Consider the following 17,081-nt stretch of genomic DNA (forward strand, 5'->3'; position numbering starts at 1 on the left):
GTAGTGGATGGGGTGGTGCCGCGCTTATGCCATCGCCGCGCGCAGCGTTGCCCTGACGCCCGGTGTGCGGGGTTCGTATTCCACGGCGGAATGCAGGCTCTGCGCCATGGCGCGGATCAGCTTGGTGCCGAGGCCGGTGCCCTTGGGCGTCGCTTCGGCCGGCATGCCGCAGCCGTCGTCTTCCACTGCGAGCAGAAAGATGTCGTCGCCGTCGCGGCGCAGCAGCACGCGAATCTCACCGCCAACGCCGTCCGGATAGGCGTATTTACACGCGTTGGTGACGAGTTCGGTGACGATCACGCCCAGCGACACCGCCTTGTCGGTCGGCAGGCGGATCGATTCGGCGACGAGGTGCAGCGTGTTCGCGCCATCGTCGCACGACAGCGTTTCGTTGAGTTCGTCGATCAGCGACTTCAGATAATCGTGCATGTCGACGCTTTCGACGTCGTTCGCCGAATAGAGCCGGCGGTGGACCTGGGCGATCGCGCCGATGCGGCGCTGCGTATCGTCCAGAGCGGCACGCGCGGCGGGGTCGCTGAGCGCGCCCGCCTGCAACCGCACCATCGCCGACACGAGCTGCAGCGAATTGGCGACGCGGTGGTTCACTTCGGACAGCAGGGTTTCGAGCCGCGCGTTGCTGGCGCGCAGATCCTCTTCGGCGCGCGCCTTTTCCCGCGTCAGGCGGCTGCGTTCCAGCACCTGTTCGAAGCTGGCGGTGAGCAGGTCGAAGAAGTCCTCGCCCACCGTCTTGACGACATAGTCCGCGGCACCCGCCTTCAACGCGGCGATCGCGATCCGGCCCTCGTCCGATCCGGTGACGTAGACCACCGGCGGCGGCTCGGGCAGCGCCTTCAGCCGTTCTAGCGTTTCCAGCCCGTCCATTTCCGGCATGTAATGGTCGACCGCGACGAGATCGAACGGCTGACCCGCCGCCAGCATCACGCCCTCCGCGCCGCTGTCGGCGACCGTCACGCTATAGCCGCGCCGTTCGAGCGTGCGCGCCGCGAGTCGGCGCAGACCGGCGTCGTCGTCGATATACAGGACGCTGGCGGGCGCGCTGGGCGGAACCTGGGTCAGGATCAGTGTTCCTCGACCTCGGGGACCTGGATCACCGACAGGAACAGGCCGAGCTGGCGGATCGCCTGCGCGAAGCTTTCGTAATTCACCGGCTTGGTGATGTAGACGTTGCAGCCCAGGTCATAGCAGCGCTGGATCTCGACCTTGTCGTCGGTGGTCGTCAGCACGACGACGGGGGTGCGCTTCAGCGGGCTGGCCTCTGCCTTGATACGGGCGAGGATGTCGGTGCCGCTCATATCGGGCAGGTTGAGGTCGAGCAGCACCAGCGCCGGGCCGTTCCGGGCGGGGCCGTCGGGCGCTTCGAACAGGAAGTGCAGCGCCTGGTTGCCGTCGGTGAAATGCTTGATATCGTTGTTGATGCCGGCGCGACGGATGTTCTTTTCGATCAGGCGCGCGTGGCCTTCGTCATCCTCGATCATGACGATGCCGACGGATTGATGGGCGTTCATGACGCAATGTCCTGACTGGAAAAGGTGGCGGGAAGGTTGAGGCGGAAGGTCGATCCTTCGCCCAGCGCGCTGTCGACGTCGATCGTGCCGCCGAGGCGATAGGCCAGCGCGCGGACATGCGCCAGCCCGATCCCCTCGCCGGGCTGGTCCTGCTGGCCCGATCGGCGGAACAGATCGAAGATGCGCTGGTGATCGCGGGCATCGATGCCGCGGCCATTGTCGGCGACCGACACGATCACGCGATCGCGGCGCTGCTCCGCTGATACGCTGATCGCGCCGGGGCGACCGGGCTGAAGGTATTTGCTCGCATTCTCGATCAGGTTCGACAGGATCTGTTCGATCGCGACGCGGTCGGTCATAACGCGCGGCATCGGGCGGATGACGGTGAGCGTGACGCCGCGATCGTCGAGGACGTGGCGGATCGACCCTTCGATCGTGTCGACCACGGCGGCGAGGTCGATCGCTTCGGGGGTGATGACGCGGCGGCCTTCGCGCGACAGCTTCAGGATGGCGTTGATCAGCCGGTCCATCTTCTGCGTCGAGGTGCGTATGAAGCCGATCGCTTCGGGCAGGTCCTCGCGCACCGCGAGCCGCGCATCCTCGGTGACGATATCGGGGCATTGCGCCTCCGCCTGTTCGACCAATGTGGTGAGCGGCGGAATGACCGCGGCGAGTTCGGCGGTGAAGCCCATCACGTTGACCAGCGGCGAGCGTAGGTCGTGGCTGACGATATAGGCGAAGCGCTGGATTTCCTCGTTCGCGCGGCTGAGGTCGGCGGTGCGTTCGGTCACCGTCTCTTCGAGCCGCTCGTTGAACGAACGCAGCGAATCGCGCGAGGCGGAAAGGTCGCGCGTGTAGCGCAGCACGGTGAGCAGCGAGGCGAGCACGACGAACGCGAGGATCACCGCGGCCGTCGCAAGGATGCCGTAGAACAGGCGGACGCTGGCGCGCTGCGCGGCGTTGCGCAGCTCGAGCAACCGGCGTTCCTCGCCGCTCATCCGTTCGAACAGCGTACGGATCATCGTCAGCCGCCGGATGCTGGTTTCCTGCTCGAATGCGGTCACCGCGTCCGCGCGGCGACCGGCATCGACCAGCGCGATCGTGCGACTGCGCTGGTCGAGCAGGGCAGCGACCTCGCGTTGCAGCAGCGTGAAGCTGGTAACCTGGCGCGGATTGTCGTGGGTCAGCGATTCCAGCCGAGCGAGCGCGGGTGCCAGCGCCGCGCCCCATTCGCGGTAGGCGTCGCGATAGCGCACGTCGCCGGTCAGCAGATAGCCGCGACGCGAGGCTTCGCTCTGTTCGATCAGGCGCCGCGCGGTGCCGATCGCCAGTTCCACCTCATAGGTGTGGCCGACCGTTTCGGTGTGCTGTTCGCCGCGCGCGGTGGCGAGGCCGGCGGCGATGCCCGCCACGATCAGCGCGGCGAAACCCATCACCATGAAGGCGATCAGCACGCGGCCGAAGCGGCCTTCCCTGACGACGAAACGGTTGCGGATGGTGGCGATCACGGGCGCTGCCTTACGCCAGCGTTACGAACCATTCCAGAGGGGTGAGATTATACTACAGCAAGAGGTCCTGCGCGTTGGCACGTCCCACGGCGCCGCCACCGCTGCGGCGATCCATTTCGGCATTGGCGGTGAAGCGGATGTCGGGATCGCGATCGGTCAGGAAAGCCATCAGGCTTTCGTGGTCGAGCTCGCTCCACGCCTTGCCGCGATAGGGGCCGTAGCGGACGCGCGGGATCAGGCCGGGGGTCCGCGACCAGTCGAGGCATTGCACGAGGCCCGCTTCGTTCAACTGATCGCGCAAATGGTGCGCGGTGACATAGGCGTCGGGGAAGGCGCGATGGACGGGCAGGCCACGCTGTTGGTCCAGCCCCTCGGGGCGGCGGTAATAGCGCAGCACCTGGTTGGAAAAACTGGGGCTGTCCGGCCACAGGCGCAGCGCGCACTTCCAAGTGCAGATCCACTCCTGCCCATGGGTCAGGCTGGGCGTGCAGAATTGCTGTTCAAAGTCCGCCCGATGCGCGGCGAGCGCGACGCGGCGCGGATAGGGATCGAGCACACGGCGTGCGACGTCGTGCCACCAGGGCGCGTCAGCGACATCCTCGTCGAGGATATGATGGATTGCCTGCGTGATCGGCGGGATGGCGCGGCCCGGATTGACCAGGATCGACCCACCCTCGCCCTGTAGCTCCCAGCGGCCATCGGCGCCGAGCGCGACGTCCTGCCAGCCGATCTCGCACACGCCATGCGCAGGCGGCGCGCTGCCGGTGGTTTCGAGGTCGATGACGCGGACGATCTGGGGCTGGGGACGCATTGCTGGGGTAGATGGGGGATGTGGACGGATTCCGCCAGCATTTGGTGAGGGGGGTTATGAGCGGTGCTTGCTATGCAGAGGGCATTCCTGTCCGCCCCTTCCGTCACGCCTTCGGCGCGCCACCTCCCCCTGGCGGGGGAGGACTTTTGTTGTTGGCGTTGACGAGGGTGTGAGGTGGGTGGGGATGCACGCGAAGGTTCGTCTCTCCGCCCGTCACCCCGAACTTGGTCCGGGGTCCACCGGGCCGCAAGGGGACGGCAAGAGGCTCAAGCCACCCCCCTCGCCGCGGAGTGGACCCCGGACCAAGTCCGGGGTGACGGTGTGGGCGGGGCGGCCGGTGACAACCCACTCCGTTGCAGATCAGCGATAGTCGTCTTCGTCGATGTCCAGCTCGCGCACCCCGCGCTGCCGCCGGGCGCGGTCGACGAGTTTGCGGATGCCTTCGCGGCGTTCGCGGGCGGCGGGGATGTCGCGCAGGACGAACTGCATATTCTGCGTCGTGCGGTCCGACGAGGTGATGGTGATCGTGCCGATATCCGCGATCTGGTTGATGACCGAGAAATCGACGCGCACGTCCTTGATCCGGTACAGCTCGATCTCGTCGATCGATTTCATGACGAGGCCGCGCTTCACGATCAGTCGCTGGTCAGTGATCTCATAGGCGGCGGACATGTTCTGCAACCAGCGGACCGCGATGATGACGAGGCCCACACCGATCGCGCAGCTGAGGATCGTCAGCCAGCCGGTGAAGCTGCCAAGCAGCCAGCGATTGGTGCTCGAGCGGAAGCTGTCGACGGCGCGTTCGGCACTGTAGGACCCAGACATGACACCGACCCTATCGGGCACGGCATGTCTGTCAATCGCGGGCGATGCCGCAGGCCGTCAGGTGCGCGTCGACCTCGGCGAGCAAGGCGTCGAGCGCCGCCTGGGAGCGGGCTTCGGCGCGCAGCGTCAGCATGTCCTGCGTGTTCGAGGCGCGCAGCAGCCACCAGCCCGCGGGCGTCGTGACGCGGACGCCATCGATCGCGACGACGGGCGTGCCGGTCGCCTCGACCCGCGCGCGCACCGCATCGATCACCCCGGCCTTGCGCGCCGGATCGATGGCGAAGCGCAGGTCGGGGGTGCTGACGAACGGCGGCATCGCGTCGTGCAAGGCGGTGAGCGACTGGCCCGAGCGATGGACCGCGCCGATCAGCTGCACCGCGGCGTACAACGCGTCGTCGAAACCGTACCAGTCGTGGCCGAAGAAGATGTGGCCCGACAATTCGCCCGCGATCGGCGCGGCATGGGCGAGCATCGCTTCCTTCATAGGGCTGTGGCCGGTCGCACCCATCACCGCGGTGCCGCCCAGTTCCGCGATACGATCGAAGACGTAAGCCGAGGATTTGACGTCGGCGACCACGGTGGCGCCGGGACAGGCTTCGAGAACCGGCGCGATCAGCAGGGCGAGCAACTGGTCGCCCCACAGCACGCGGCCCTTGCCGTCCACCGCGCCGATCCGGTCGCCGTCGCCATCGAAGGCGATGCCGAAGTTGAGGCCCTTCTCCCGCACCAGCACCTTGAGGTCGGCGAGATTGGCTTCCTCGGTCGGGTCGGGGTGATGGTTGGGGAAACGGCCGTCGACGATGGTGTGGAGCAAATGATGCTCGCCGGGCAGCTGCGCGACGAGCCGCTCCACCGCGGGGCCGGCGGCGCCGTTGCCGCAATCCCAGCCGATGCGGAACGCGCCGCCGGCATAGCCCGCGAGCAGGCGCGCGACATAAGCGGGAAGGACGTCGTGGTGGGTGACGCTGCCGGTGCCCTCGCTCCAGGCGCCGGTGGCGGCGAGGCGGGCGAGATCGACCACGTCGGCGCCGTAGAAGGAGCGGTGGCCGAGCACCATCTTGAAGCCGTTGTCGTCGCGCGGATTGTGGCTGCCCGTCACATGGATGCCGGCGTCGACGCCCAGCGTCGCCTCGGCGAAATACAGCATCGGCGTGGGGCCGAGGCCGATGCGGACGACGTCGACGCCGCCCGCGACGAGGCCGGCGACCAACGCGGTTTCGAGGTCGGGCGAGGACAGGCGCCCGTCGCGCCCCACCGCCACGCGTGTGCCGCCCGCGGCGCGGACGCGGGTGGCGAAGCTGCGGCCGATCGCGGTCGCGTCGGCGGGGGCGAGGTTGCGCCCCACAGTGCCGCGAATGTCATATTCCCGCAGGATCGCGGGCGAGAGGACATGGCTCATGCGGGGCGGCGCAGGCCCTCGATCAGCAGGTCACGCGCCGCGTTGATCTCACGCGTCGCCGATTCCGATCCGCCGCGATCGGGGTGGAATTCGGCGAGCAGGCGGCGATGCGCGGCGCGGATTGCCGCCTCGTCCGCCTCTGCCGCGACGCCCAGGATGCGGCGCGCGCGCTGCTGCGGGCTGACCGCGGTGTGCTTCGGCTTGCGCCCCAGATAGTGCCATGCGAGCCAGATCAGCCCGATGACGATCAGCCATTTCATGCGGCGATATCGGGGGTCGGCTCGGCGGCCTGGGTATCGGACGGCTGCGAGTCGGACGGCTGGGCGGGTTCGGGCAATTGCAGCGCCGCCATCATCTCGCGCAATTCCTGCCGCGAGGCGACATGGCCCAGGCCCATCGCGCCGAATTCCTTGGCGTCGATCATGGTGAGGCCGGTCGGGAACAGCTCGCGATAGATGACGCGCTCACCCAGGCCCGGAATGATGCGGAAGCCGACGCGCTTCGACAGCTGGGTCAGCGCATCCGACACGCGGCGCATGTTGCGCGCCTCGATATGCTGCAGGCGGTTGCGCAGCACGACCCAGTCGATCTGCGTGCCATCGGCGCGGGCGCGCTGCTTGCGCGCGTCCCAGATCAGCTCGGAATAGAAGCTGGGTTTGGTGACATTGAACGTCTCGGGATCGACCTGGCCGATCAGGTCGAAATCGACGAAGCTGTCGTTCATCGGCGTGACGAGCGTGTTGGACAGCGCCGCCGCGGTGCGCGCGAAATAATCGTCGCGACCGGGGGTGTCGACGATCAGGAAGTCCGCACCCTCGGACAGGCGGGTCCACTTTTCCTCGAACACGTCTTCGCTCGTGCCGTCGTGCGTGTCGTGGACAGGCATGGGCAGCGCGCTGCCCTTGCGCTGCATCGTGGCGGCGCGATTGTCGAGGTAGCGGCCGACGGTGCGCTGGCGGTGATCGAGGTCGAAACAGGCGACCTTCGCGCCCTTCGCGGCGAGCGCGATGGCGACGTGAACCGCCGTCGTCGACTTGCCGGTGCCGCCCTTTTCATTGGCGAAGACGATGACGTGGGGGGAGGGGACATGTGGCCCTGCGGGCACGGCTCGTTCCTTAATGCGTTCTTCCGGGTTGCCCGGTTGCTGCCCTCTTCATAGAAGCCGCGCGCTCATTGTTCGAGGGGGTAAACGGTGCAGACAGTTCGAGACCTGGCCGGCTTGCGCGACGCGGTCGCCGCATTCCGCGCCGAAGGGGCGACCATCGCGCTGGTGCCGACGATGGGCGCGCTGCACGCGGGTCATATGGCGCTGATCGAGGCGGCGCGGCGCCCGGGCACGAAGGTGATCGCATCGATCTTCGTCAACCCCAAGCAATTCGGCCCGAACGAAGACCTCGCCCGCTATCCCCGGCGCGAGGCGGCGGACGCGCGCCTGCTCGCCGACCATGGCTGCGACCTGCTGTGGGCGCCACCGGTCGAGGTGATGTACCCCGAAGGCTTTGCGACGAACGTCAGCGTTTCCGGCGTCAGCGACGGGCTGGATGGCGCGGCGCGGCCGGGGCATTTCGATGGCGTTGCGACCGTCGTCACCAAGCTGTTCAACCAGACGCGCGCCGACATCGCCTATTTCGGCGAGAAGGATTTCCAGCAGCTCGCCGTGATCCGCCGCTTCGTCGCGGACCTCGACATGGCCATCGAGATCGTCGGCGTGCCGACGCAGCGCGACGATGACGGCCTCGCGCTGTCGTCGCGCAACATCTACCTCGACGAGGAGCAGCGCGCGAAGGCCATCGCTCTGCCGCGCGCGCTGGGCGTCGCGGCGCGCAGCATCGCGCGCGGCGACGATCCCGAAGGCGCGCTGGCCGAGGCGCGCGGCGCGCTGGTCGCGGCGGGGTTCGAGGTCGATTATGTCGCGCTGGCCGATGCCGCAACGCTGGCCGAATCGCCGGCGGCGGACCGGCCGCGGCGGCTGCTCGCAGCGGCGCGGATGGGGACGACGCGGCTGATCGACAACGTGGCGGTCGAGGCAACGCCCTGACGGACATGGTGTTTTTCGCGTTAACCATTTCGTAGCGGTCGGCGCGCCATGGTGGCCCCATGAAAAATAGGGGCGATCCATGGCTAACAGTCTCAAGAGTGCGCAGTTTCTTTTAGAAAGCCGCATCGCCGACGCGATGCGCGGCCGGCCCGAGGCGCTGTTCGACCTCGGCGTGTGCTATCAGACCGGGACCGCGGGGGCGGGGATCGATCTGATCGAGGCGCACAAATGGTTCAATCTCGCCGCCGTGGCGGGCCTTGAGGACGCGGTGGATGCCCGCGCCGACGTGGCCGAGGACATGACGGCCCGCGAGATCGCCGAAGCGCAGCGCCAGGCGCGCGCCTGGCTGATGATGACGCAGCGCCGGGCGGCGTAGGCGGTTCGCTACGACCTGGTGTTCGTCATCCCGGCGCAGGCCGGGATCCATGGACACGCCGCCGCCGATGGTTTGCGAACCACAGCCGTCCCGCCACCATGGATCCCGGCGTGCGCCGGGATGACGATGGGAGGAGCGGCGCCCTATCCCACTGCCGTCATTCCCGCGAAGGCGGGAATCCAGAACCTCTGACCTTTCGGCAAGAAGCGCGACGGTAGCGCGTCTGGATTCCCGCATTCGCGGGAATGACGAACGTGTGGATCAGTCCGCCTTCTTCTTCGCCGGCGCCTTTTTCGCGGCCGGTTTCTTGGCGGCCGCATCCTTCGCCGCCGGCTTCTTCGCCGCGGCTTTCTTCGCCGGCGCCTTCTTCTTTTTCGCAGGGGCCGCCGCAGCACGGGCGTCGATCAAGGATGCCGCTTCCTCCAGCGTCAGCGCCTCGGGCGTGATCGACTTGGGCAGCGTCGCGTTCGTCTCGCCGTCGGTGACATAGGGGCCGTAGCGCCCTTCCATCAGCTTGATCTCCGCCTCGGTTCGCGGATGCTTGCCGAGCTCCTTGAGCGGCGCGCGTGCGGCGCCACGCGCGGGACGGCCACCGCCCGCCGCCGCCTCGGCGAGCTTGACCACCGCGGCGTTCATTCCCGTTTCGAACACGTCGGCGGTCGATTGCAGCCGTGCGTACTTGCCGCTGTGCGCCAGATAGGGGCCATAGCGGCCGATCGACGCGGTGATCGGCTCGCCCGTCTCCGGGTGATTGCCGATCGTACGCGGCAGGCTGAGCAGCTTCAGCGCCCATTCCAGGTCCAGCTCGCCAGGCAGATCCTTGGGGATCGAGGCGCGCTTGGCGTCCTTGCCTTCGCCCAGCTGGATGTAAGGCCCGAACCGCCCCGACTTGCGCTCGACCTCCAGCCCCGTGACCGGGTCCTTGCCTAGGCCCTCGGGCCCGCTGTCCTCGCCCGCCTCGGCGCCGGCCTGCGCGAAGCGGCGGGTGTATTTGCACTCCGGATAATTGGAGCAGGCGATGAACGCGCCGAACCGGCCGCCGCGCAGCGCGAGCTTGCCCACCTCGCACTTCGGGCACAGGCGCGGGTCGCTGCCGTCCGCCTTGTCGGGGAATAGGTAGGGCGCAAGGAACTGGTCGAGCTCCGCGGTGATCGCCGACGGCTGCTGCTCCATCACCTCGCTGGTGCGCGGCTTGAAGTCGCGCCAGAAGGCTTCCAGCACCGCCTGCCATTGCGCGCGGCCGCCGGACACGTCGTCCAGCTCTTCCTCCAGCTCGGCAGTATAATCGAAGCCGACGTACTTTTCGAAGAAGCGCTCGAGGAACGCGGTGACGAGTCGGCCGCTCTCTTCAGCGAAGAAGCGGTTCTTCTCGACGCGGACGTAATTGCGGTCCTTCAGCGTCTTGATGATCGAGGCGTAGGTCGACGGGCGGCCGATGCCGAGCTCTTCCATCCGCTTGACCAGTGAGGCTTCGGAGAAGCGCGGCGGCGGTTGGGTGAAATGCTGTTCGGCGAGCACGTCTTTCTTCGCCGGCGCATCGCCGTCGCGCAGGCGTGGCAGGCGGCGCGCTTCCTCGTCCTGGCTGTCGTCCTGGCCTTCTTCGTACAGCGCGAGGAAGCCGGGGAAGAGCACGACCTGGCCGGTCGCGCGCAGCACGTTGCGCCCCGTGCCGTCCGCCATCTCGACGGTGGTGCGCTCCATGCGTGCAGAGGCCATCTGGCTGGCGAGCGCGCGCTTCCAGATCAGGTCGTACAGGCGCGCGTGATCACCGCCGCCGACGCGGTCCTTGCTGAAGTCGGTCGGGCGGATCGCCTCGTGCGCTTCCTGCGCGTTCTTCGCCTTGGTCTGATACTGGCGCGGCGAATCGGGGACGTAGCCGCCGTCGTAACGCTCGGCGATCGCCTTGCGCGCGGCCGAAATCGCGCTGCCGTCCATCTGCACGCCGTCGGTCCGCATGTAGGTGATCGCGCCATCCTCATACAGACCCTGCGCGATGCGCATCGTATGGTCGGCCGAGAAGCCGAGCTTGCGCGCTGCCTCCTGCTGCAACGTCGAGGTGGTGAAGGGCGGCGGCGGGTTGCGCGTCGCCGGCTTGGTCTCGACCGACTGGACCGAGAAGCGCCCCGCCTCGACCGCGGCCTTGGCTTTCTGCGCGTCGCCCTCATTGCCGATCGACAGGCGGTCGAGCTTCTTGCCGTCCCACTGGACGAGGCGCGCGGTGAAGGGCGTGCCGTCCTGTTCCATGCTCGCGGTGACCGACCAATATTCCTGCGCGCGGAACGCCTCGATCTCGCGCTCGCGGTCGACGATCAGGCGCAGCGCAACCGACTGGACGCGGCCCGCCGACTTGGCGCCGGGCAGCTTGCGCCACAGCACCGGCGACAGCGTGAAGCCGACGAGATAGTCGAGCGCGCGGCGGGCGCGGTACGCGTCGATCAAATCGGTATCGAGCTCGCGCGGGTTCGCCATCGCGGTCGTCACCGCCGCCTTGGTGATCGCGTTGAAGGTGACGCGCTGCACGTCCTTGGGCAGCGCCTTGCGACCCTTCAGCACCTCCTGCACGTGCCAGCTGATCGCCTCGCCCTCGCGATCGGGGTCGGTCGCCAGGATCAGGCGGTCGGCGGTCTTCGACAGATCGGCGATGGCTTTCAGCTGCTTCGTTTTGTCCGCGTAATTTTCCCACTCCATCGCGAAGCCCTCGTCGGGATTCACCGACCCGTCCTTTGCCGGCAGGTCGCGGACGTGGCCGTAGGAGGCGAGCACCCGGTAATCCGAGCCGAGGTATTTTTCGATGGTCTTCGCTTTGGCGGGCGATTCGACGATGACGAGCTGCATGGCGGCGATTACGGTCCTTACGTGTACGCGCGAGGGTGGAAAGCCGCCGGGGCGACTGTCAACAGGGGGATGACACCGATGTGGGGATCGACGGGCGTCGAGGACAAGGCGTGAGCGAGGGCAGCGCAGGCGTCGACCATCGCCGCGCGCACCGGGCGCGCGTGCAGCTGGAACGGATGACCTTCTTTTCGGACGCGATCTTCGCGATCGCGATGACGCTGCTGGTGGTCGAGGTGAAGCTGCCCGCGCTGCATCATCCGACCGGGCCGGAACTGGGACAGGCGCTGTGGGCGCTGCTGCCCAATTATGTCGGCTTCCTCGTCAGCTTTCTGGTGCTGGGCCGTTTCTGGATCATCCATCACGACGTGATGGGGCTGCTGCGCGCCGCCAGCCCGCGGCTGGTGATGGCGAACCTGCTGCTGCTGCTCGGCGTCGCCTTCATGCCGTTCCCAACCGCGATCATCAGCGAATATGTCAATCTGCGCGTCGGCATCGGCTTCTACACCGGCTGGCTGATCCTGCTGGGGCTGCTCAACCGCCACCTGATCCGCGTGATCGCGCGCTCGCCGGAGCTGCTCGACGATGACATTGGGGCGCATGAGATCACGCCGCTGCTGCACCGCAGCTGGATCCCCGTGATGATCGGCGTCTGCGCCTTCGCCGCCGGCATGGTGACCTGGGTCGCGGCCCTGGTCGTGCTGGTGGTGGTGAGCCCGATCATCAGCATCGTCGTCGGCCGCTGGGCGGCACGGGCGGCCGGCTGAACCGAAGCGGTCCGTCATTCTCTCAGCGGGCGAGCAGGCGCCGTTCGAGCAACGTCGCCATGTCGCGCCGCCCGTCCGCGATCACGACGACGAAGACGGTCGTCTCGATCGTCCGATAGATGATCCGATAGGGTGCGCTGACGATCTGGCGATAGTCGCGCATGCCGATCGTCTGCAGTTCGGGCGGTACGGCGCCGCGATCCGGGAAATGGCGCAGCGCGTCGATCCGCCCGACCAATGTGTCGAGTAACGCGTCCGCCGCGGCCTGTCCGCCATGTGCCAGCCGATAGCCGTGGATGTGCCGTAGATCTTGTTCCGCACCGCGCGTCAGGCGGACGGCAAAGGGCGACGTCATCGCGATCAGCCGGCGCGGATCGCGGCGGCGACGTCCTCCAGCGCGCGGGTGTCGCCATGTTCGATGTCGATCGTTCCGAGCGCTAGCAGCTTGAGCAACGCCAACGTCTCTCGCGTTTCGTCATAGGACGCGACGTCTTGAAGCACCGCCTTCACCTCGCCGTTCTGCGTGATCGCGAGAGGTTCGCGGGTTGCGGCGAGTTCGGTCAGCACGTCGGCCGCGTGCGCCTTGACGTAGCTGATCGGTTTGACCCGTTCCGCAAAGCCCATCATTGCCTCCAAACCAAATACGGACCGAATATGGTTCGCCTCGGTCTAGAAGGCAAGGCTGACGCGCCCGCCGGCGTGGCGTTCGAGTCGGCCGGCGAGTTCCAGTTCGAGCAATACGGTCTGGAGGATCGCGGGGGCGATGCCGCTTTGGCGGATCAGTTCGTCGACCGTCACCGGCACCGGGCCCAACAATGCGGTCACGCGGCGGCGGTCGGTGTCGTCGGCGTCCGCGGGGGGCGGGCTGCCATAACTCGAGGAGGGCGTGCGGACGCTGCGCGGGTCGATCGGGCGCAATTGTTCGAGGACGTCGGCGGCGGTCTGGATCAGCGTCGCGCCGTCGCGGATCAGCAGATTACAACCTTGCGCACGCGGATCGAGCGGGCTGCCGGGGACGGCCATGACCTCGCGCCCCGCCTCGCCCGCCAGCCGCGCGGTGATGAGCGAGCCGGAGCGGGGCGCCGCTTCCACCACCACGGTGCCGAGCGACAGGCCGGCGATGATGCGGTTGCGCGAGGGGAAGTTGCGCGCGAGCGGCTGCGTGCCGGGCGGCTGTTCGGCGACCAGCAGCGCGCGGGCCGCGACCTCTTCCTGTAAGTCCCGGTTTTCCGGCGGGAAGGTGATGTCGATGCCGCTGGCGATGATGCCGATCGTGTGCGGCAACGCGCCGACGTGCGCGGCGGTGTCGATGCCGCGCGCCAAGCCGGAGACGACCGTCGCCCCTTCGGCGGCAAGATCGTGCGCGAGGCTGCGGGCGAAGCGGCAGGCGGCGGCCGAGGCGTTGCGCGCGCCGACGATCGCGACGCACAGGCGGCTGGCCAGAGTCAGGTCGCCGCGGACGATCAGGGCGGGCGGCGCGGTGTCGATCTCGGCGAGCAGCGGCGGATAGTCGGCATCGTCGAGGAAGACGTAGCGCGCACCGAGTCTGGCCGTCGTCGCCAGCTCCCGCTCGACCAGTCCCGCGTCGGCGACACGCGGCGCGTTGCCGCCGCCGCGCCGGGCGAGTGTCGGCAGCATGTCGAGCGCGGCCTCCGGCGTGCCGAGCCGGGCGATCAACTGGCGATAGGTGACGGGGCCGACCCCCGCGGTCCGGATCAGGCGAAGGCGCGCGAGATCGCGCTCGGCCATGCTCAGTCGTCCTGCGGGCCATCCGCCGCGGCGCGCTTGCCGCCGCCGATGCGCGGTTCGGTGCCGTTGGCGATCCGCTCGATATTCTCGCGATGCTTCCACAGCACGATCGCGGCGAGTGCGAGCAGCAGCATGACGAGATCGAACCGGCCGAAGATCGCGCCGCTGACCGGCGCGCTGACCGCCGCGGCCATGCCCGCGACCGACGAGATGCGCACGGTGGCGAGCAGACCCAGCCAGACGACGGCATAGACCAGCCCCATCGGCCAGTGCAGCGCCAGTACGATGCCCATCAGCGTCGCGACGCCCTTGCCACCACGGAACCGCAGCCAGACCGGATAGCAATGGCCGACGAACGCGGCGGCGGCGGCGACCATCTGTTCGCCCGGGAACAGCCAGCTGACGATCCACACGGCGGCGGCGCCCTTCAACAGGTCGAGCAGCAGCGTCGCCGCGGCGAGGCCCTTGCGCCCGGTCCGCAGTACGTTGGTCGCGCCTATATTGCCCGATCCGATCGCGCGCAGGTCGCCCGCGCCGCCGAGCCGCGTCAGGATCACCCCGAACGGGATCGAACCCAGCAGATAGCCGAGCACCAGCGCCGCGGTCGGTGCCATCCAGAGGATTTCTGTCTGCAAGTGTGCCCCTTCGTGCCTGGCCCCACCATAGCGGCATCGGACCGGCTTGGCCAAGGGGGCGGACTTGCGGCGGACGGCGCGGCGGCTATGCACGCGGGCGATGGATATGCGCCCGATCCTGTTCTTTGATTCCGGTGTCGGCGGCCTGTCGGTGGTCGCACCGACGCAGACGCTGCTGCCGTTCGCGCCGATCGTCTATGCGGCCGATTCGGCTGGGTTTCCTTATGGTACGAAAAGCGAGGCCGAGATCGCGGCGCGGGTGCCGGCGCTGCTCGGGCGGCTGGTCGAACGCTATCGCCCGCGGCTGGTGGTGATCGCGTGCAACACCGCCTCGACGATCGCGCTGCCGGTGGTGCGCGCTGCGCTCGACGTGCCGGTGGTGGGGACGGTGCCGGCAATCAAGCCCGCCGCTGCGATGAGCGCCACGCGCGTCATCGGCGTGCTGGGGACGCAGGCGACGGTGCGGCAGGCCTATGTCGACGATCTGGCGGCGCGCTTTGCGGGCGATTGCACGGTGTTGCGCCATGGATCGGCGGCGCTGGTCGAGCTGGCGGAAGAAAAACTGGCCCGGAAGGCGCCCGCGACGGAGCGGTTCGCGGCTGCGCTTTCCGGGCTGATCGAGCAGCCGGGGGGCGAGCGAATCGACGTGATCGTCAACGCCTGCACGCATTTTCCGCTGGTCGAGGCGGAGCTGGCGGCGGTGGCGCCGGCGGGGGTGCGCTTCATCGATGGCGGGCCGGGGATCGCACGGCGGATCGAATCGCTGACCGACGGGCAGGACTGGCCGGCGGAGGCGCCGATGCATCGCGCGGTGTTCACGCGGCTGGGCGCGGCGGAGCGGGCGCTGGAGCCGGCGTTGGCGCGGTACGGGATCGGGGTGGTAGAGGCGTTGTAAGGGTTGCGCTCGGCCCATTCACTCCGTCACCCCGGACTTGGTCCGGGGTCCACTCTGCGGCGAGGGGGGCGGCTGGAGGCGCGGAGCATCCCCCCGCGGCCCGGTGGACCCCGGAACACGTCCGGGGTGACGGGGGATTTTTGGGCGGGGTCCGTCGCCCACCCCTTGGACAAAATGCCCAACCCTTCGATCACTCTGACCTGTTTTATCCGCTGGCAACACCGCCGCGCGCGCGATACACGAGCATCCCATGAACAGCGACGGCACGGACACGCGCGTGGACTATTCGCGCGTTTTCACCCAGGCGATCGACCGCCTTCATGCCGAGGGACGCTACCGCGTCTTCATCGACATCCTCCGCAACAAGGGGATGTTCCCCAATGCGCGCTGTTTCGCGGGGCATAACGGCCCCAAGCCGATCACGGTCTGGTGTTCGAACGACTATCTGGCGATGGGGCAGCATCCCGACGTGATCGCCGCGATGGAAGAGGCGCTGCACGACGTCGGCGCCGGATCGGGCGGCACGCGCAACATCGGCGGCAACACGCACTATCACGTCGATCTGGAGCATGAACTCGCCGACCTGCACGGCAAGGAAGGCGCATTGCTGTTCACCAGCGGCTATGTGTCGAACGAGGCGACGCTGTCGACGCTCGCGAAGATCCTGCCCGGCTGCGTGATCTTTTCGGACGAGCTGAACCACGCCTCGATGATCGCCGGCATCCGCAACGCCGGGTGCGAGAAGCGCATCTTCCGTCACAACGACCTCGCGCACCTCGAGGAGCTGCTGGCGGCCGAAGACCCGACGGTGCCGAAGCTGATCGCGTTCGAGAGCGTCTATTCGATGGAAGCCGACATCGCGCCGATCGCCGCGATCTGCGACCTCGCTGACAAATATAACGCGCTGACCTATCTCGACGAAGTGCATGCGGTCGGCATGTACGGCGCGCGCGGCGGCGGCATTTCAGAACAGGAAGGCGTCGCGCACAGGCTGACGATCATCGAGGGCACGCTGGGCAAGGCGTTCGGCGTGATGGGCGGCTATATCGCCGCGGACCAGACGATCATCGACGTGATCCGCAGCTACGCGCCGGGCTTCATCTTCACCACCAGCCTGTCGCCGGTGCTGGTCGCGGGCGTGCTGGCGAGCGTGCGGCACCTGAAAGCCTCCAGCGTCGAGCGCGAAGGCCAGCAGGCGTCCGCGTCATTGCTGAAGACGATGCTGAGCGAGGCCGGGCTACCGGTGATGCTGGGCGACACGCATATCGTGCCGGTGCTGGTCGGCGATCCGGTGAAGGCGAAGCGGATCAGCGACATCCTGCTTGCCGAATATGGCGTGTACGTTCAGCCGATCAATTATCCGACCGTTCCGCGCGGCACCGAGCGGCTGCGCTTCACGCCGGGCCCGAGCCATACGCCTGAGATGATGCGCGAGCTCACGCAAGCACTGGTCGAGATCTGGGGCCGGCTGGAACTGCGCAAGGCGGCCTGACCGCCGCCTGAATATCGCTCCACGTGGCGTCGCGCGTGGTGAAGCCCGTGCTTCGACAGGCTCAGCACGAACGGTGGTTGCGTGGGTATTCGTCGAGGCGCCTCCTCCTGGGGCGGGCAGGCAGCGAGCGGGCCATGCCAGCCAATGCCGCCGCACGACCGTTCGCCCTGAGCCTGTCGAAGGGCGCTACCCCGAGCGACGCCGCGCTTGGTAGAGCTTTGGGCTTCG

18 protein-coding genes are annotated in these 17,081 nt (G+C 68.0%); 5 read left to right on the plus strand and 13 right to left on the minus strand.

Translation table 11 applies throughout. The features are described 5' to 3' along the window. Positions 1 to 24: 24 nt before the first annotated feature. The 8 genes from ACP690_RS11565 to ACP690_RS11600 all read right to left on the minus strand — a co-directional run bounded on the left by ACP690_RS11565 (position 25) and on the right by ACP690_RS11600 (position 7,174). The gene (locus ACP690_RS11565) at positions 25 to 1,077 is read right to left on the minus strand and encodes a sensor histidine kinase (RefSeq protein WP_294212016.1); all 1,053 of its coding nucleotides are present in this window, start codon (positions 1,075 to 1,077) and stop codon (positions 25 to 27) included. 2 nt (positions 1,078 to 1,079) lie between these two features. Beyond that, positions 1,080 to 1,526, minus strand: a complete 447-nt coding sequence (locus tag ACP690_RS11570; protein WP_426261196.1) for a response regulator — start codon at positions 1,524 to 1,526, stop codon at positions 1,080 to 1,082. Further along, complete coding sequence (locus ACP690_RS11575; protein ID WP_426261195.1) at positions 1,523 to 3,034, minus strand: sensor histidine kinase; 1,512 nt, start codon at positions 3,032 to 3,034, stop codon at positions 1,523 to 1,525. The genes ACP690_RS11570 and ACP690_RS11575 overlap by 4 nt, the downstream gene beginning before the upstream one ends. 52 nt (positions 3,035 to 3,086) lie before the next feature. Continuing rightward, complete coding sequence (locus ACP690_RS11580; RefSeq protein ID WP_426261194.1) at positions 3,087 to 3,845, minus strand: exonuclease domain-containing protein; 759 nt, start codon at positions 3,843 to 3,845, stop codon at positions 3,087 to 3,089. Between the two features lie 360 nt (positions 3,846 to 4,205). Continuing rightward, positions 4,206 to 4,670 (minus strand): PH domain-containing protein, encoded by a 465-nt coding sequence (locus ACP690_RS11585; protein ID WP_017977317.1) that lies wholly within the window; start codon positions 4,668 to 4,670, stop codon positions 4,206 to 4,208. Between the two features lie 31 nt (positions 4,671 to 4,701). Further along, positions 4,702 to 6,069, minus strand: a complete 1,368-nt coding sequence (gene pgmG / locus ACP690_RS11590) for a phosphoglucomutase/phosphomannomutase PgmG (RefSeq protein WP_426261193.1) — start codon at positions 6,067 to 6,069, stop codon at positions 4,702 to 4,704. Next, positions 6,066 to 6,329 carry a J domain-containing protein gene (locus ACP690_RS11595; protein ID WP_426261192.1) on the minus strand — a complete coding sequence of 88 codons (264 nt, stop codon included), beginning with the start codon at positions 6,327 to 6,329 and terminating at the stop codon, positions 6,066 to 6,068. The genes pgmG and ACP690_RS11595 overlap by 4 nt, the downstream gene beginning before the upstream one ends. Further along, complete coding sequence (locus tag ACP690_RS11600; RefSeq protein ID WP_426261191.1) at positions 6,326 to 7,174, minus strand: division plane positioning ATPase MipZ; 849 nt, start codon at positions 7,172 to 7,174, stop codon at positions 6,326 to 6,328. Before ACP690_RS11600 ends, ACP690_RS11595 begins: the two co-directional genes overlap by 4 nt. Before the next feature lie 87 nt (positions 7,175 to 7,261). Here ACP690_RS11600 and panC point away from each other — a divergent pair, with 87 nt between their 5' ends. Both panC and ACP690_RS11610 read left to right on the plus strand, forming a co-directional pair. Continuing rightward, a complete protein-coding gene (gene panC, locus ACP690_RS11605) occupies positions 7,262 to 8,107 on the plus strand; it encodes a pantoate--beta-alanine ligase (RefSeq protein WP_426261190.1) in 846 nt (281 codons plus the stop codon). Between the two features lie 79 nt (positions 8,108 to 8,186). Further along, positions 8,187 to 8,483, plus strand: a complete 297-nt coding sequence (locus ACP690_RS11610) for an SEL1-like repeat protein (RefSeq protein ID WP_018250550.1) — start codon at positions 8,187 to 8,189, stop codon at positions 8,481 to 8,483. A 261-nt stretch (positions 8,484 to 8,744) separates the two neighbouring features. On the opposite strand, the gene topA is transcribed toward ACP690_RS11610, so the two are convergent. Continuing rightward, positions 8,745 to 11,318: a type I DNA topoisomerase gene (gene topA, locus ACP690_RS11615; protein ID WP_426261189.1), complete on the minus strand. Its 2,574-nt coding sequence runs from the start codon at positions 11,316 to 11,318 to the stop codon at positions 8,745 to 8,747. Positions 11,319 to 11,428: 110 nt separating this feature from the next. Between topA and ACP690_RS11620 the strand changes: the two genes are divergently transcribed. Beyond that, entirely contained in the window at positions 11,429 to 12,082 is a 654-nt protein-coding gene (locus ACP690_RS11620; RefSeq protein WP_426261188.1) for a TMEM175 family protein, read from the plus strand. A 22-nt stretch (positions 12,083 to 12,104) separates the two neighbouring features. Here the strand turns inward: ACP690_RS11620 and ACP690_RS11625 are convergent, their stop codons facing one another. From ACP690_RS11625 to plsY, 4 genes are read right to left on the minus strand one after another with little or no spacing between them, the layout of a single operon-like run. Beyond that, positions 12,105 to 12,437: a type II toxin-antitoxin system RelE/ParE family toxin gene (locus tag ACP690_RS11625; protein WP_426261187.1), complete on the minus strand. Its 333-nt coding sequence runs from the start codon at positions 12,435 to 12,437 to the stop codon at positions 12,105 to 12,107. A 5-nt stretch (positions 12,438 to 12,442) separates the two neighbouring features. Then, positions 12,443 to 12,709 (minus strand): type II toxin-antitoxin system Phd/YefM family antitoxin, encoded by a 267-nt coding sequence (locus ACP690_RS11630; RefSeq protein WP_017977326.1) that lies wholly within the window; start codon positions 12,707 to 12,709, stop codon positions 12,443 to 12,445. A 42-nt stretch (positions 12,710 to 12,751) separates the two neighbouring features. Further along, the gene (gene dprA, locus ACP690_RS11635) at positions 12,752 to 13,831 is read right to left on the minus strand and encodes a DNA-processing protein DprA (protein ID WP_426261186.1); all 1,080 of its coding nucleotides are present in this window, start codon (positions 13,829 to 13,831) and stop codon (positions 12,752 to 12,754) included. 2 nt (positions 13,832 to 13,833) lie between these two features. Then, the gene (plsY, locus tag ACP690_RS11640; RefSeq protein ID WP_426261241.1) at positions 13,834 to 14,445 is read right to left on the minus strand and encodes a glycerol-3-phosphate 1-O-acyltransferase PlsY; all 612 of its coding nucleotides are present in this window, start codon (positions 14,443 to 14,445) and stop codon (positions 13,834 to 13,836) included. A 121-nt stretch (positions 14,446 to 14,566) separates the two neighbouring features. Between plsY and murI the strand changes: the two genes are divergently transcribed. Further along, positions 14,567 to 15,361, plus strand: coding sequence for a glutamate racemase (murI, locus tag ACP690_RS11645; RefSeq protein WP_426261185.1), 795 nt, complete (start codon positions 14,567 to 14,569; stop codon positions 15,359 to 15,361). A gap of 250 nt (positions 15,362 to 15,611) precedes the next feature. Beyond that, complete coding sequence (gene hemA / locus ACP690_RS11650; RefSeq protein WP_426261184.1) at positions 15,612 to 16,853, plus strand: 5-aminolevulinate synthase; 1,242 nt, start codon at positions 15,612 to 15,614, stop codon at positions 16,851 to 16,853. Positions 16,854 to 17,081 lie beyond the last annotated feature (228 nt).

It is taken from the genome of Sphingomonas sp. DC4900, from assembly GCF_049896485.1.
GTDB classification, from domain to species: Bacteria; Pseudomonadota; Alphaproteobacteria; order Sphingomonadales; family Sphingomonadaceae; genus Sphingomonas; species Sphingomonas aquatilis.